Annotated in this window: 17 protein-coding genes and 3 pseudogenes; 11 read left to right on the top strand and 9 right to left on the bottom strand. The window is 47.4% G+C overall.

What is annotated here, in order from left to right; translation table 11 throughout:
* Positions 1-85 precede the first annotated feature (85 nt).
* Entirely contained in the window at positions 86-190 is a 105-nt protein-coding gene (locus EFER_RS24400) for a hypothetical protein (protein WP_032409716.1), read from the top strand.
* 128 nt (positions 191-318) lie between these two features.
* On the top strand, positions 319-576 hold the full coding sequence (locus tag EFER_RS00250; protein WP_000764641.1) for a hypothetical protein: 258 nt from the start codon (positions 319-321) through the stop codon (positions 574-576).
* Between the two features lie 57 nt (positions 577-633).
* On the opposite strand, the gene EFER_RS00245 is transcribed toward EFER_RS00250, so the two are convergent.
* From EFER_RS00245 to EFER_RS24805, 4 genes are all read right to left on the bottom strand, one after another.
* Complete coding sequence (locus EFER_RS00245) at positions 634-1,410, bottom strand: site-specific integrase (RefSeq protein WP_000015958.1); 777 nt, start codon at positions 1,408-1,410, stop codon at positions 634-636.
* Entirely contained in the window at positions 1,407-2,150 is a 744-nt protein-coding gene (locus tag EFER_RS00240; protein ID WP_000129823.1) for a hypothetical protein, read from the bottom strand. Before EFER_RS00240 ends, EFER_RS00245 begins: the two co-directional genes overlap by 4 nt.
* A gap of 50 nt (positions 2,151-2,200) precedes the next feature.
* Positions 2,201-2,551: a hypothetical protein gene (locus EFER_RS00235; protein ID WP_000493378.1), complete on the bottom strand. Its 351-nt coding sequence runs from the start codon at positions 2,549-2,551 to the stop codon at positions 2,201-2,203.
* Positions 2,552-2,694: 143 nt separating this feature from the next.
* Positions 2,695-3,069: a hypothetical protein gene (locus EFER_RS24805; protein ID WP_024130061.1), complete on the bottom strand. Its 375-nt coding sequence runs from the start codon at positions 3,067-3,069 to the stop codon at positions 2,695-2,697.
* A 55-nt stretch (positions 3,070-3,124) separates the two neighbouring features.
* Between EFER_RS24805 and vapB the strand changes: the two genes are divergently transcribed.
* From vapB to EFER_RS00205, 4 genes and pseudogenes are all read left to right on the top strand, one after another.
* Positions 3,125-3,355, top strand: coding sequence for a type II toxin-antitoxin system VapB family antitoxin (gene vapB / locus EFER_RS00225; protein ID WP_001261276.1), 231 nt, complete (start codon positions 3,125-3,127; stop codon positions 3,353-3,355).
* Entirely contained in the window at positions 3,352-3,768 is a 417-nt protein-coding gene (locus tag EFER_RS00220) for a type II toxin-antitoxin system VapC family toxin (protein WP_000754566.1), read from the top strand. The genes vapB and EFER_RS00220 overlap by 4 nt, the downstream gene beginning before the upstream one ends.
* 203 nt (positions 3,769-3,971) lie before the next feature.
* A pseudogene (locus EFER_RS23970) lies at positions 3,972-4,885 on the top strand (IS3 family transposase); the annotation flags it as partial.
* Positions 4,886-5,109: 224 nt separating this feature from the next.
* Positions 5,110-5,541 (top strand): annotated as a pseudogene (locus EFER_RS00205) (IS110 family transposase); the annotation flags it as partial.
* Between the two features lie 106 nt (positions 5,542-5,647).
* Here EFER_RS00205 and EFER_RS00200 read toward each other — a convergent pair.
* Both EFER_RS00200 and aph(3'')-Ib read right to left on the bottom strand, forming a co-directional pair.
* A complete protein-coding gene (locus EFER_RS00200) occupies positions 5,648-6,484 on the bottom strand; it encodes an aminoglycoside O-phosphotransferase APH(6)-Id (protein ID WP_000480968.1) in 837 nt (278 codons plus the stop codon).
* Positions 6,484-7,287 carry an aminoglycoside O-phosphotransferase APH(3'')-Ib gene (aph(3'')-Ib, locus tag EFER_RS00195; RefSeq protein ID WP_001082319.1) on the bottom strand — a complete coding sequence of 268 codons (804 nt, stop codon included), beginning with the start codon at positions 7,285-7,287 and terminating at the stop codon, positions 6,484-6,486. The genes EFER_RS00200 and aph(3'')-Ib overlap by 1 nt, the downstream gene beginning before the upstream one ends.
* 285 nt (positions 7,288-7,572) lie before the next feature.
* Between aph(3'')-Ib and EFER_RS00190 the strand changes: the two genes are divergently transcribed.
* Positions 7,573-8,781 carry an IS4-like element ISVsa5 family transposase gene (locus EFER_RS00190; RefSeq protein WP_001352368.1) on the top strand — a complete coding sequence of 403 codons (1,209 nt, stop codon included), beginning with the start codon at positions 7,573-7,575 and terminating at the stop codon, positions 8,779-8,781.
* Positions 8,782-8,796: 15 nt separating this feature from the next.
* Here EFER_RS00190 and EFER_RS22580 read toward each other — a convergent pair.
* Positions 8,797-8,916 (bottom strand): annotated as a pseudogene (locus EFER_RS22580) (LysR family transcriptional regulator); the annotation flags it as partial.
* A 230-nt stretch (positions 8,917-9,146) separates the two neighbouring features.
* Positions 9,147-10,352, bottom strand: a complete 1,206-nt coding sequence (gltS, locus tag EFER_RS00185) for a sodium/glutamate symporter (protein ID WP_000599533.1) — start codon at positions 10,350-10,352, stop codon at positions 9,147-9,149.
* A 443-nt stretch (positions 10,353-10,795) separates the two neighbouring features.
* Here gltS and EFER_RS00180 point away from each other — a divergent pair, with 443 nt between their 5' ends.
* From EFER_RS00180 to EFER_RS00170, 3 genes are read left to right on the top strand one after another with little or no spacing between them, the layout of a single operon-like run.
* The gene (locus EFER_RS00180) at positions 10,796-11,116 is read left to right on the top strand and encodes an antibiotic biosynthesis monooxygenase family protein (RefSeq protein WP_000562370.1); all 321 of its coding nucleotides are present in this window, start codon (positions 10,796-10,798) and stop codon (positions 11,114-11,116) included.
* Positions 11,109-11,495 carry a hypothetical protein gene (locus EFER_RS00175; RefSeq protein ID WP_000460651.1) on the top strand — a complete coding sequence of 129 codons (387 nt, stop codon included), beginning with the start codon at positions 11,109-11,111 and terminating at the stop codon, positions 11,493-11,495. The genes EFER_RS00180 and EFER_RS00175 overlap by 8 nt, the downstream gene beginning before the upstream one ends.
* Before the next feature lie 7 nt (positions 11,496-11,502).
* On the top strand, positions 11,503-12,189 hold the full coding sequence (locus tag EFER_RS00170) for an ArsR/SmtB family transcription factor (protein WP_001284954.1): 687 nt from the start codon (positions 11,503-11,505) through the stop codon (positions 12,187-12,189).
* Here the strand turns inward: EFER_RS00170 and tetR(B) are convergent.
* A complete protein-coding gene (gene tetR(B) / locus EFER_RS00165) occupies positions 12,167-12,790 on the bottom strand; it encodes a tetracycline resistance transcriptional repressor TetR(B) (RefSeq protein WP_000088605.1) in 624 nt (207 codons plus the stop codon). The two genes, EFER_RS00170 and tetR(B), sit on opposite strands and share 23 nt — an antisense overlap.
* A gap of 81 nt (positions 12,791-12,871) precedes the next feature.
* Here tetR(B) and tet(B) point away from each other — a divergent pair, with 81 nt between their 5' ends.
* Positions 12,872-14,077: a tetracycline efflux MFS transporter Tet(B) gene (gene tet(B) / locus EFER_RS00160; RefSeq protein ID WP_001089068.1), complete on the top strand. Its 1,206-nt coding sequence runs from the start codon at positions 12,872-12,874 to the stop codon at positions 14,075-14,077.
* Position 14,078 lies beyond the last annotated feature (1 nt).

Raw genomic sequence — 14,078 nt, 5'->3', positions numbered from 1 at the left:
ATTAACCCTGGCTTCCGTCGTGACAGAACACTACGTCCTGTAAAAGGGGGACTAAGGCCCCTGAATCACACACCTGAAATTAATAATGCGGAGTTTTACGATAATGTCATTGCTGGAAACTTTCCTGACCGCTTCTCAGGGGGCAACAATCCTGTTCCTTGCCATGCTGATCTACTGGCAAAAGCGATAAATCCAAGCGGGCTGGCCTTTGGCCAGCTTCGCTGTATAAGGGGAAAAATGCGGCATATCCAGACATTTCACTAGGCAATTTGAATTCAGATATCTATGCTTGGGATCCGGTCAACAGGAGGTAACAAGATGAAACTTGAAACTATACAGATAGATAATACCGTAAGGAGTGGTCTTAATTCTTTCACTGACGGGGTGATTATTCGTGATACAAAGGTATTGATCACGCTCAATCTCCCGGATGGACAGAAAACCACTATTGAGGGGGAATCGCGGCATATGTCGGACGCCAACAGGTTGTCAGAACGTATTACGATGCTTCAGCATGCGATCTATGAGCAGTATGAGGAATACAGAGCAGATATTCCCGTCAGCTGGTCCAGATAACGTCTGACAGACCTCCCCGGCGAGCAGGACGTTCGCCAGCATCATTCTCCTAAGTACTTAAATATTCCCTTTCAGCATGGCTACCGCATCCGCTTCGGGCATCTGAAACTGAACTCGATGCCGCGCAGCAACATCAAGTGCGAACACCTTCGTATAGACTTCCGTCGAGCTAATCGATTTGTGGCCCATCAGGCTCTGCAAAACCTTCAGTGGTATGCCGGCATACAGCATATGCATCGCGTAGGAGTGGCGGAACGTATGCGGGGTGACCGGCACCGAGAATGTCACCCCGTCGACGGCGGCCGCTTCAACCGCTTCGCCAATCCAGGTCCGTACTGTCCGGTCGGTGATGTCCCAGATGCGGGCTTTCTCTGTTCTGCCGGTACGCTTGTTGCGTCTTTCCAGCGGAATTTTCAGGGTGGCCACCATCATCTGCAGCTGGCTGACGTAGTGGTGATCGGAAAGCGGAACCAGACGATGAGCCTGGCTACCGGCGGGAGCTCGGCCGGCTGTCCTGGCCGCTTTTTCGGTGCGCTGCTTAAGCGTGGCCAGCTGCACGAACGGATACGGTGGCACCAGCGAAAAATCCCCCCGGGTCAGCGCCAGCGCCTCGTTGATACGTGCGCCGGTGTTCCAGAGGGTTGCCAGCAGCATCTTGCGGTGCAAATCGGGCACATAATGGAGCAGGGCGCTGACTTCCGGTGCCAGCAGGTATTTCGGTAGTTCATCTTGAACGAGCGCCATCTGGCGCAGGGCCAGCGCGGCGGGATAGTCAATGGCCACCGGCATTTGCGCCGGCTGCTGCGGGTGAGAATATGATAAGAGGCCGCTCATTGGTTTGACATTCCATCAGGTATCACTAATTGATTCCACTCCCTGTTGCGGGTAGCTTCAGCAGCGCGCAGGGCTCTTTCGCGCCTCCAGACTTTACGAAACACGGAAACTGCAGACCATTCATCATGACCTGTAAGACGTGTTTCGGGCATCCCGGTTGCCTTGCGCAGACGGACGGCAAGAATGACAGCGTTGATGCCCAAGCGCGTGAACTGATACTGCCGTTCCCTGAAATAGTCCTTATGCCAAGGAGGGTCGGAGTATTCGGCGGCATATGCAATTGCCCTGTGGGCCTCATCCTGGAGCACCGGCAGTTCACGGATGCGATACATAAGACGTGGCTCTAAAGTCCGCCAGTCACCGGAGACATCGATCAGATTCAGTTCAGGGTAATTCGTGACAGCTTTTCTCTCAGGCTGGGGGGCATCATCATCCTGGCCGTCATCCGTCACAACCCGGAAACAACCCTCAGCATACCGTTCAAGCATGAATACCAACTCGGTGGCAATGTAATGCAGTTCCTTTTTCATTTTATCTTCTGACGCCTGTCTCTCACGCTTAAGCGTGAAATAATGTGTCAGCCAGATGCCAGTGAGTGTTATACCCCCAGTAAGCAGGCCAGTGATAAGCCCGGTTGCCACGTTTCCCCAGATCCCCGCCCCTTGATTAATCAGCTGTACGGAAACCGGATGGGATGTCGCAGCAACTATACTCTCAGTTGCGGCCTGTATATCAGTCATTGATCATTTACCCCTTTATATTCCTGAGAAATCCCGCCCTCTGTCCGTAGTCAGCGGCCGGCAGCCAGCTCTTCAGCCAGTTTCACAAACCTTTTGTGCTCAGTCTGCAGGTAATGGCTGTAAATCCGGGCATCACGTTCTGTCAGTCCGGATGGATTGCCGGTGAAGTAACGTTGCAGCACCGCAATACAGTGATTGTAGGTATCGAGATCATATTCCCAGTTTCCCAGCTCACCGGCCGCATCCAGTTCCTGGCGAAACTGCTCGTATTTACGGAGCAGAATGCCAAGACCTAATTCTGTTGCAGCATAAAGATTATTTTCTCCTGGCGCGGAAATCGCATTACGGATTTTTTCAAAAGCATAACTGAAATCATTTCTCTCATTGAATGCAGTAAACATGTCCTTTCCTCAGTTGAATAGTTAGCCGTGCAATTTTACCACACCTCAATCATCGTCAGATGAGTGCCACTCTGTCGCGACAGTGACTTTCACTAGAGTGATTTTCACATACTAAAATAATAAGCAGCCATATAACAACGTAATTAAATTACCTGACGGCCGCTCTGGCCGGATCCGACTTTTATGTTATTCCACAGTTTCCGGAAGTGTACCACGCACACGGAATAACCACAGCGCCCTTTCAGGGTGGTGAGCGGCCGGTCACGGGGCAGGGGAGGGGCACAACATATATGGTCACTGACAGCTGGAAACACCGCTACATCTTGTGTTTCCGGGCCGCTGCGCGCCGGCGGGGCTGAATCAGATCCGGAACTGCCTTTTTTCGGATCTGAGCGGGAAAAGTGAGAAACCAACATAGGTGTAACATATCCATATGCCGGGCATCTGCATAGGCAAAGCATACGCATATACCTACCATCTGCATATGTAACACCTATACAAGCCGGGCTTGCAGGCATATACTTCACCTATGCGGGAATACTCCCTGGCACACTCAGCATATGAGGAAAAACCATGCGCACAGTTTCGATATTTAAAAACGGCAATAACCGCGCCATCCGTCTGCCCCGGGACCTGGATTTTGATGGCGTCAGCGAGCTGGAGATCGTCCGGGAAGGGGACAGCATCATTCTGCGTCCCGTCCGGCCGACCTGGGGCTCGTTCGCGCAGCTGGACAGGGCCGATCCGGACTTTATGGCGGAGCGTGAGGATGTGGTCAGCGATGAAGGACGCTTTGAGCCATGAAGAAAACCTGGATGCTCGACACCAACATCTGCTCGTTCATCATGCGCGAGCAGCCGGCAGCGGTGCTGAAGCGCCTGGAGCAGGCGGTGCTGCGCGGTGATCGCATTGTGGTCTCGGCCGTGACGTATGCCGAGATGCGCTTCGGCGCCACCGGCCCGAAGGCCTCGCCGCGCCATATTCAGCTGGTCGACGCGTTCTGCGCGCGCCTCGATGCCGTCCTGCCCTGGGACCGCGCCGCGGTGGACGCCACGACGGACATCCGGGTGGCGCTGCGCCTAGCCGGGACGCCGATCGGCCCGAATGACACGGCCATTGCCGGGCACGCCATCGCGGCGGGCGCCATCCTGGTGACGAACAATGTGAGAGAGTTTGCGCGGGTCCCGGGCCTGGTGCTGGAAGACTGGGTGAAATAATCCCGTAATAATTTCCGTGACGGAGACGACAGACATGAATGGGCTTTGTTGAATAAATCGAACTTTTGCTGAGTTGAAGGATCAGATCACGCATCCTCCCGACTGGATTTGCCCCTATATTTCCAGACACCTGTTATCACTTAATGGAGTGACCCCGAGCCCGTAGACAAATCTGCCCTATAGTTTGAGCATAGGAGGAGTCTATGGGCACATCACGTTTTACCCCTGAATTTAAGGAAGAGGCCGTCCGCCAGATCACCGAGCGGGGCTATTCTATTGCTGAAGTATCTGAACGGCTCGGCGTGTCGGCGCACAGCCTATATAAATGACTCCGGGCTGTTAAGCCTGACAACAGTGGACAGCAGGCACAGGATTTACTGGATGCCAGAACAGAAATTCTCAGGCTGAAAGCACAGCTTAAACGCACTGAGGAAGAGCGGGATATTCTGAAAAAGGCAGCGCGGTACTTTGCAAGGGAGCCCGACTGAAGTATCGCTTTATCAACGATCACCGTGAAATCTGGTCGATCGTTACAATGTGTCGGGTCCTTAAGGTTGCCCGTGCCGGATTTTATGTCTGGCTCCATAACCCTGTATCTGCCGGAGAAAAGGATAACCAGCGACTGCTGGAACTCATCCGCGACTCCTATACGCTGAGTGGTGGAATTTACGGTTATCGCAGGGTTCATGGCGATCTTCGCGAAATTGGCGAAGTGTGCAGCAGAAACCGGGTTGCCAAAATCATGAGGAAAAACAGGATTCAGGCTATACATGGTTATAAAGTGCCACGCGGGAGCCGGGGACGACCGTCACTGATAGCGCCTAATCACGTGCGGCGTGAATTTACTGTAGTGAAGCCCAATCAGGTGTGGGTCACCGACATCACCTACATCCGCACCTGGCAGGGCTGGCTGTACCTGGCAGTGGTTATCGATCTTTTTGCCCGTAATGTGGTGGGCTGGTCGATGAAGCCGACACTGTCGCGCGAGCTGGCACTGGATGCGCTGCTGATGGCGGTCTGGCGACGTAAACCTGAAGAAAACGTCATTGTGCACAGCGATAGTAATAATGCCGATGTCAGTCTTTACCACCACTTAGTTTGCCGTTTAACCAGATTGGTGTGATTACTGATGCAGTGAAGACCTTCCCGCATCCTGACTCACACAGCGATCGACCTTTTGTGTCCTGCCCTGGACCCGTCGGTTGCCGGAAGCGCCTTCATGCGAGGCATCTCCTCACCGATGCGCGTGATTCAAGAAGGGCCTGACGGCTTGTCTCGTTACTGTCCTGTCCGGGTTATCTGTCTGGAGATTCAACTCTGTTTCCTCACAGGAGCTCTGTCATGGTTGATAAAGTTACCGAAGCTGCCGTTGTGGGTGGCGTGGATACACATAAAGATTTGCACGTTGCCGCTGTCGTAGATCAGAACAATAAAGTCCTTGGGACTCAGTATTTCTCCACAACACGACAAGGTTACCGGCAGATGCTGGCATGGATGACCTCGTTTGGGACATTAAAGCGAATTGGTGTTGAGTGCACAGGTACCTATGGTTCCGGTTTGCTTCGTTATTTTCAGAACGCCGGGTTAGAAGTTCTTGAGGTGACTGCTCCAGACCGGATGGAGCGACGCAAACGGGGTAAAAGTGACACAATTGATGCTGAATGTGCCGCTCATGCAGCATTCTCAGGCATCGGGACAGTTACTCCCAAAACGCGTGATGGCATGATTGAGTCCCTGCGGGTATTAAAAACTTGCCGAAAAACAGCAATATCAGGGGTCGTTTGCGGGAGAGGGCGAAATCCTACGCTAAGGCTTTGGCCAACGATATTCTCCGGTAAGATTGATGTGTTCCCAGGGGATAGGAGAAGTCGCTTGATATCTAGTATGACGTCTGTCGCACCTGCTTGATCGCGGCCGCGATAGCTAGATCGCGTTGCTCCTCTTCTCCATCCGCGTTCCAAGCTGCGGAAAGGCACCCATAAGCGTACGCCTGGTCGAGCAGGCGACGCGGATCGACGTCCAGCGCACGAGAGAATGCGTCCGCCATCTGTGCAATGCGTCTAGGATCGAGACAAAGGTCGTCTCTGTCAGCCGGATCGTAGAACATATTGGCGGCGCCAAAGCCCACTTCACCGACCAGACCGACGGGATCTATCACCAGCCAGCCGCGACTGGAGAACATGATGTTTTCATGATGCAGATCGCCATGTAGCCCACGCAGTTCCGAGGCATTGCTCATCATTTGATCGGCTATAATCGCCGCGTGGACGTAGTCAGTTTGACAACCTGCGTTTTGATCATCGCGCGCCCGCTGAAACAAAGCTGCAAAGCGATCCCGGATCGGGAGAAGGGCAGAAGGCAGGGGTTCCTCAGATGCGGCATACAGCTTCGCCATTAGTTCCGCTGCAATTTCGGTCGCCTGGTAGTCGCCGTGCTCGGCAACGATGTGAGAGAGCATTCGCTCCCCGGCATATTCGAGCAACATCAGATTGTTCTCACGACCGAGCAACCGGACTGCTCCCCTCCCATTGCGCCATACCAGATAGTCGGCCCCGCGCAGTTCATCAGCAATGTCTTCTATAGGTTTCAATCCCTTGACGATTGCAGGAGTCCCGTCTGGCAATGAAACTTTCCAAACGAGGCTGGAAAAGGTGTCCGCAATGAGAACAGGTTGCGAAACGTGCCAATGAGCAGGAAAAACAGGCGGCATGAACATCAACCCCAAGTCAGAGGGTCCAATCGCAGATAGAAGGCAAGGCGTTCGCGGTCGGGGGCTTCGATCCCCAATACATTGAATAGGACAGCGAAGGCGCGCTCTGCTTCATCTGGCGCTGCCCAGTTCTCTTCGGCGTTAGCAATCATGAGTGCCAAATCGGCATAGCGATCTGCTGTTCCGAGCCGCCCAAGGTCGATCAGACCCGTGCATTGAAGAGTTTTAGGGTCCACCATGAAGTTCGGCATGCAGGGATCACCATGGCAAACAACCATATCGGTGCGCTCTTGGTCGAGCCGCACCGGTAGCTCTCGTTCGACACGAGCCAAAAGATCGAGCTGCGGCGTACTCTTGTCCTCGTCCGGTAAGAAGTCGGGATTGACGGCATTGCGGGACACCACATCAACGGCGCGTCCGAACATTCGCGACAGCCTGCGCTCAAACGGACATTGATCAACCGATAGGCTGTGAACAGCGCCAAGTTGCTGCCCCATTGACGGCCACGCTTTGAGCAAATCCGCTCCAGACAGATCAGCCGCCGGTACTCCCGGAATTGCCGTTATCACCAAGCATGCACCCTCCTGTTCCTCCTGCCAGTTGATCACCTCGGGGCAAGCCACACCTCGACCTTTGAGCCAAATGAGGCGGTCACGCTCTCCAGCGAGCTCACCGCGGCGGGAAGCAGGTGCGATTTTCGCGAAGGCATGCCCGTCACCACGTCGAAAAACAAAATCACCAGATTCTCCGCCTCTGACAGGCAACCAGTCAGAATGCGATTCACCAAAAAAAATATTAGTTCGATTCAATGGAGGTTCCTTCAGTTTTCTGATGAAGCGCGGAGGTGGCTCAACCTGCGAAAAGAAACGAGTTGCTACGTAAGTCCGAGAACATGCTTTCCATGGTCTTGCACCGGTTGTGTTCCGGTCTATCTCTCATTTTAAGCGGCTTTTTTCTCAAATGCCACCGGCGATTTCCAGCCGAGTGCTGATGAATCCCCTAATGATTTTTATCAAAATCATTAAGTTAAGGTAGATACACATCTTGTCATATGATCAAATGGTTTCGCCAAAAATCAATAATCAGACAACAAAATGTGCGAACTCGATATTTTACACGACTCTCTTTACCAATTCTGCCCCGAATTACACTTAAAACGACTCAACAGCTTAACGTTGGCTTGCCACGCCTTACTTGACTGTAAAACTCTCACTCTTACCGAACTTGGCCGTAACCTGCCAACCAAAGCGAGAACAAAACATAACATCAAACGAATCGACCGATTGTTAGGTAATCGTCACCTCCACAAAGAGCGACTCGCTGTATACCGTTGGCATGCTAGCTTTATCTGTTCGGGCAATACGATGCCCATTGTACTTGTTGACTGGTCTGATATCCGTGAGCAAAAACGGCTTATGGTATTGCGAGCTTCAGTCGCACTACACGGTCGTTCTGTTACTCTTTATGAGAAAGCGTTCCCGCTTTCAGAGCAATGTTCAAAGAAAGCTCATGACCAATTTCTAGCCGACCTTGCGAGCATTCTACCGAGTAACACCACACCGCTCATTGTCAGTGATGCTGGCTTTAAAGTGCCATGGTATAAATCCGTTGAGAAGCTGGGTTGGTACTGGTTAAGTCGAGTAAGAGGAAAAGTACAATATGCAGACCTAGGAGCGGAAAACTGGAAACCTATCAGCAACTTACATGATATGTCATCTAGTCACTCAAAGACTTTAGGCTATAAGAGGCTGACTAAAAGCAATCCAATCTCATGCCAAATTCTATTGTATAAATCTCGCTCTAAAGGCCGAAAAAATCAGCGCTCGACACGGACTCATTGTCACCACCCGTCACCTAAAATCTACTCAGCGTCGGCAAAGGAGCCATGGATTCTAGCAACTAACTTACCTGTTGAAATTCGAACACCCAAACAACTTGTTAATATCTATTCGAAGCGAATGCAGATTGAAGAAACCTTCCGAGACTTGAAAAGTCCTGCCTACGGACTAGGCCTACGCCATAGCCGAACGAGCAGCTCAGAGCGTTTTGATATCATGCTGCTAATCGCCCTGATGCTTCAACTAACATGTTGGCTTGCGGGCGTTCATGCTCAGAAACAAGGTTGGGACAAGCACTTCCAGGCTAACACAGTCAGAAATCGAAACGTACTCTCAACAGTTCGCTTAGGCATGGAAGTTTTGCGGCATTCTGGCTACACAATAACAAGGGAAGACTCACTCGTGGCTGCAACCCTGCTTACTCAAAATCTATTCACACATGGTTACGTTTTGGGGAAATTATGAGGGGATCTCTCAGTGCTCAGCATGTTTGAGTGCTTTACTCGCCGCGGGTTGAGAAATATGTAAAACTTCAGCCGCACGCGTTAAGGAACCACAAGTCATTACAGCATAAAAGATATCGAGATGTCTTAATTTCATTCCATGTAGCCTACTGATTATTTATTTCTACGGACTATTCTAACGAATAAAGTATAAATAATCAGATATACTCGTCATAATTCAAATTTTGGTTTAGTTGTCACGAGAATTAATTCGTAAACGTGCAAGCTAAATAGATTGACTAGGGGAATATACGGGGTAAGAAAGCGGCTCGGCATACTGCCCTATAATAAATTGTTAGGAGAAGTACGCCGAGTAGTGTGTAGCTATTAGGTAAAGTATGTACCAATTTCAATAAATATTTTAATTAAGATACTGTTTGAAATATCAACAATAAAGGCACCGACCATAGGAACGACAAGGAAAGCTTTATGTGATGGTCCAAATGCTTTTGTGACTGTTTGCATATTCGCAATTGCTGTTGGTGTTGCTCCCATACCAAAGCCACAGTGACCCGCGCTGATCACGACAGCATCATAATCTTTGCCCATCATTTTGAAGGTGACAAAGCAGGCAAATAGCACCATGACAACAGTTTGTACAGCAATGATAATTAATACTGGCCCTGCCATGCTTGCCAATTGACCAAATTTTAATGACATTAACGCCATTGCCAAGAAAAGCGATAAAGCAACGCTACCTAATACATCGACGGTCGGCTCAAACACTTCGTGTTTAAATACATGAGTCAGTGTATTACGGATAATAATACCGACAAATAAACACCAGACAAAAGTAGGCAGTTGCAGAAAAGTATCTTTAAACAATGCACTGATATAGCCACCAACAACAATACAGATAATCAGCATTGAAATGGTTTCAATAACGTTATTTGCATTGATTTTTCTTTTGACGCTTGGTTGCTCAAAAGCTTCAACGATAGTGTCGCGCTCTTGCTCGGTTGTTTTAGGAATAGAGACCTTTTTCAAAAGATGACGGGCAACAGGGCCGCCAACTAAACCACCCAACACTAATCCAAGTGTTGCACAAGCCATCGCTAATTCAACGGCGCCTGTTACACCATATTTATCAGCGAGAATAGGGCCCCATGCTCCGGCATTACCATGACCACCTGTTAGAGTAATTGAACCTGCAATTAAGCCAATAAATGGACTTTCATTCATCATGACAGCCATACTCATGCCGACAGTATTTTGAATGGCGATTAGGATCGTTACTGCAATAGTTAATAGAACTAACGGCTTTCCTCCTTTAATCAGTCGAGAAAAGTCAGAACTTAGCCCGATAGAGGAAAAGAATGTGAGCATTAATAAACTTTGCAATGAAGCATCAAAAGTAAACGAATAACCTGATGTTTTATCAATAATTAACAGAACAATTGCAACAATAAAGCCACCAACGACGGCTTCTGGTATGTGGTTTTTTTGTAGGAACGGGGTAAATTTTACGACAAACATTCCTATGAGTAGCGCGATACATGCGACTAATAATGTATAACTGGCATCTAGGATCATTTTTTTACCTCTATTAGTTTACCAGAATTTTCACTATAACAATTTAACAATAGTGAAAAATGAAGTTACTTTGGTTAACTAATCTTTAACAATGAGTTTTATTAGGGTATCCATAACTTTTAGTTAATAGGGTCATAATTTTAGTGTGATCTTAATCATGAAATATTAAAAAGATTAAAATAACAACAATGGTATTTAATGATGGGTAAACCTAAATACCATGCGGGATCCGCACTATTTTCGGTGATAGCAAAAAATAAAAAAGTATAAATAATAAACAAAATTATAAGAGAAGGAGAACATGATAAGCGCAGGCCGAGCAATTTAAAGAAGTGTGATATACAACATAAAACAGCAGCATGACCTTTCTATATTTCGTTGCTTATCGAAGTGTTAATTTTCGGGTGGATTACTCTGTTTGTTGATTAATAACGGAGAAAAATATGATTGCTGTAATATTTGAGGTGCAAATACAACCCGACCAACAAACTCGCTATTTGACTTTAGCTGAGGAGTTAAGACCACTATTAAGTCATGTAGCTGGTTTTATTTCAATTGAACGTTTTCAAAGTCTAGCTACAGAAGGAAAAATGTTATCGCTATCTTGGTGGGAAAACGAATACGCAGTTCTGCAATGGAAAAATCATGTTTTACATGCGAAAGCTCAACAAGAAGGGCGAGAGTCAATATTTGATTTTTACAAAATTAGTATTGCTCATATTACTCGCGAATATTCATTTAAAAAGGACAAGGATAATGTTTGATGTTCACGTTGTTTTAGATAATCAAATAGGACAATTAGCATTACTAGGAAAAACATTAGGTAATAAAGGTATTGGATTGGAAGGGGGAGGGATATTTACGGTTGGTGATGAATGCCATGCTCATTTTCTTGTTGAACAAGGAAAGGAAGCTAAAATAGCGCTAGAGCAAGCTGGACTGTTAGTACTTGCGATCCGGACACCATTAATTCGTAAGTTAAAACAGGAAAAACCGGGGGAACTTGGCGAAATAGCACGAGTATTGGCGGAGAATAACATTAATATTTTAGTGCAATACAGTGACCATGCTAACCAACTGATATTAATAACGGACAATGATAGTATGGCTGCATCTGTTACGCTCCCTTGGGCAATAAAGTGAACTTGCGATGGCTAATTTAATACGAAAAGAGGTTACCTTTGAGTCCTCAATAGCCGCGATAGGGGCGGCTATGTCTGACATTTCACGAGTTAAAATACTCAGTGCTTTGATGGATGGGCGAGCTTGGACGGCCACTGAGCTAAGTTCTGTGGCGAATATATCAGCTTCAACGGCGAGCAGTCATTTATCTAAATTATTAGATTGCCAGCTAATCACAGTAGTAGCTCAAGGCAAGCATCGTTATTTTCGGCTAGCAGGAAAAGATATTGCTGAATTGATGGAAAGTATGATGGGGATCTCCTTAAACCATGGCGTACATGCCAAAGTTTCCACGCCAGTGCATTTACGAAAAGCACGTACTTGCTATGATCATTTAGCTGGCGAAGTTGCCGTTAAGATCTATGATTCCCTTTGTCAACAGCAATGGATCACTGAAAATGGTTCAATGATCACATTAAGTGGTATTCAATATTTTCATGAAATGGGAATTGACGTTCCTTCCAAACATTCACGTAAAATCTGTTGTGCGTGTTTAGATTGGAGTGAACGCCGTTTCCATTTAGGTGGGTACGTTGGAGCCGCATTATTTTCGCTTTATGAATCTAAAGGGTGGTTAACTCGACATCTTGGTTACCGTGAAGTTACCATCACGGAAAAAGGTTATGCTGCTTTTAAGACCCACTTTCACATTTAAGTTGTTTTTCTAATCCGCATATGATCAATTCAAGGCCGAATAAGAAGGCTGGCTCTGCACCTTGGTGATCAAATAATTCGATAGCTTGTCGTAATAATGGCGGCATACTATCAGTAGTAGGTGTTTCCCTTTCTTCTTTAGCGACTTGATGCTCTTGATCTTCCAATACGCAACCTAAAGTAAAATGCCCCACAGCGCTGAGTGCATATAATGCATTCTCTAGTGAAAAACCTTGTTGGCATAAAAAGGCTAATTGATTTTCGAGAGTTTCATACTGTTTTTCTGTAGGCCGTGTACCTAAATGTACTTTTGCTCCATCGCGATGACTTAGTAAAGCACATCTAAAACTTTTAGCGTTATTACGTAAAAAATCTTGCCAGCTTTCCCCTTCTAAAGGGCAAAAGTGAGTATGGTGCCTATCTAACATCTCAATGGCTAAGGCGTCGAGCAAAGCCCGCTTATTTTTTACATGCCAATACAATGTAGGCTGCTCTACACCTAGCTTCTGGGCGAGTTTACGGGTTGTTAAACCTTCGATTCCGACCTCATTAAGCAGCTCTAATGCGCTGTTAATCACTTTACTTTTATCTAATCTAGACATCATTAATTCCTAATTTTTGTTGACACTCTATCATTGATAGAGTTATTTTACCACTCCCTATCAGTGATAGAGAAAAGTGAAATGAATAGTTCGACAAAGATCGCATTGGTAATTACGTTACTCGATGCCATGGGGATTGGCCTTATCATGCCAGTCTTGCCAACGTTATTACGTGAATTTATTGCTTCGGAAGATATCGCTAACCACTTTGGCGTATTGCTTGCACTTTATGCGTTAATGCAGGTTATCTTTGCTCCTTGGCTTGGAAAAATGTCTGACCGATTTGGTCGGCGCCCAGTGCTGTTGTTGTCATTAATAGGCGCATCGCTGGATTACTTATTGCTGGCTTTTTCAAGTGCGCTTTGGATGCTGTATTTAGGCCGTTTGCTTTCAGGGATCACAGGAGCTACTGGGGCTGTCGCGGCATCGGTCATTGCCGATACCACCTCAGCTTCTCAACGCGTGAAGTGGTTCGGTTGGTTAGGGGCAAGTTTTGGGCTTGGTTTAATAGCGGGGCCTATTATTGGTGGTTTTGCAGGAGAGATTTCACCGCATAGTCCCTTTTTTATCGCTGCGTTGCTAAATATTGTCGCTTTCCTTGTGGTTATGTTTTGGTTCCGTGAAACCAAAAATACACGTGATAATACAGATACCGAAGTAGGGGTTGAGACGCAATCGAATTCGGTATACATCACTTTATTTAAAACGATGCCCATTTTGTTGATTATTTATTTTTCAGCGCAATTGATAGGCCAAATTCCCGCAACGGTGTGGGTGCTATTTACCGAAAATCGTTTTGGATGGAATAGCATGATGGTTGGCTTTTCATTAGCGGGTCTTGGTCTTTTACACTCAGTATTCCAAGCCTTTGTGGCAGGAAGAATAGCCACTAAATGGGGCGAAAAAACGGCAGTACTGCTCGGATTTATTGCAGATAGTAGTGCATTTGCCTTTTTAGCGTTTATATCTGAAGGTTGGTTAGTTTTCCCTGTTTTAATTTTATTGGCTGGTGGTGGGATCGCTTTACCTGCATTACAGGGAGTGATGTCTATCCAAACAAAGAGTCATCAGCAAGGTGCTTTACAGGGATTATTGGTGAGCCTTACCAATGCAACCGGTGTTATTGGCCCATTACTGTTTGCTGTTATTTATAATCATTCACTACCAATTTGGGATGGCTGGATTTGGATTATTGGTTTAGCGTTTTACTGTATTATTATCCTGCTATCGATGACCTTCATGTTAACCCCTCAAGCTCAGGGGAGTAAACAGGAGACAAGTGCTTAGT

The sequence above is a fragment of the Escherichia fergusonii ATCC 35469 genome (assembly GCF_000026225.1).
GTDB classification, from domain to species: domain Bacteria; phylum Pseudomonadota; class Gammaproteobacteria; order Enterobacterales; family Enterobacteriaceae; genus Escherichia; species Escherichia fergusonii.
Note: the sequence above shows the minus strand (reverse complement) of the source record. Positions and strands in the feature narration are given on the sequence as shown.

Excerpts from the sequence above, each read along its gene's own strand:
- EFER_RS24400 (WP_032409716.1), top strand. The coding sequence starts at position 86 with ATGCGGAGTTTTACGATAATGTCATTGCTGGAAACTTTCCTGACCGCT.
- EFER_RS00250 (WP_000764641.1), top strand. The coding sequence starts at position 319 with ATGAAACTTGAAACTATACAGATAGATAATACCGTAAGGAGTGGTCTT.
- EFER_RS00245 (WP_000015958.1), bottom strand. The coding sequence starts at position 1,410 with ATGAGCGGCCTCTTATCATATTCTCACCCGCAGCAGCCGGCGCAAATG.
- EFER_RS00240 (WP_000129823.1), bottom strand. The coding sequence starts at position 2,150 with ATGACTGATATACAGGCCGCAACTGAGAGTATAGTTGCTGCGACATCC.
- EFER_RS00235 (WP_000493378.1), bottom strand. The coding sequence starts at position 2,551 with ATGTTTACTGCATTCAATGAGAGAAATGATTTCAGTTATGCTTTTGAA.
- EFER_RS24805 (WP_024130061.1), bottom strand. The coding sequence starts at position 3,069 with ATGCCTGCAAGCCCGGCTTGTATAGGTGTTACATATGCAGATGGTAGG.
- vapB (WP_001261276.1), top strand. The coding sequence starts at position 3,125 with ATGCGCACAGTTTCGATATTTAAAAACGGCAATAACCGCGCCATCCGT.
- EFER_RS00220 (WP_000754566.1), top strand. The coding sequence starts at position 3,352 with ATGAAGAAAACCTGGATGCTCGACACCAACATCTGCTCGTTCATCATG.
- EFER_RS00200 (WP_000480968.1), bottom strand. The coding sequence starts at position 6,484 with ATGTTCATGCCGCCTGTTTTTCCTGCTCATTGGCACGTTTCGCAACCT.
- EFER_RS00190 (WP_001352368.1), top strand. The coding sequence starts at position 7,573 with ATGTGCGAACTCGATATTTTACACGACTCTCTTTACCAATTCTGCCCC.
- gltS (WP_000599533.1), bottom strand. The coding sequence starts at position 10,352 with ATGATCCTAGATGCCAGTTATACATTATTAGTCGCATGTATCGCGCTA.
- EFER_RS00180 (WP_000562370.1), top strand. The coding sequence starts at position 10,796 with ATGATTGCTGTAATATTTGAGGTGCAAATACAACCCGACCAACAAACT.
- EFER_RS00175 (WP_000460651.1), top strand. The coding sequence starts at position 11,109 with ATGTTTGATGTTCACGTTGTTTTAGATAATCAAATAGGACAATTAGCA.
- EFER_RS00170 (WP_001284954.1), top strand. The coding sequence starts at position 11,503 with ATGGCTAATTTAATACGAAAAGAGGTTACCTTTGAGTCCTCAATAGCC.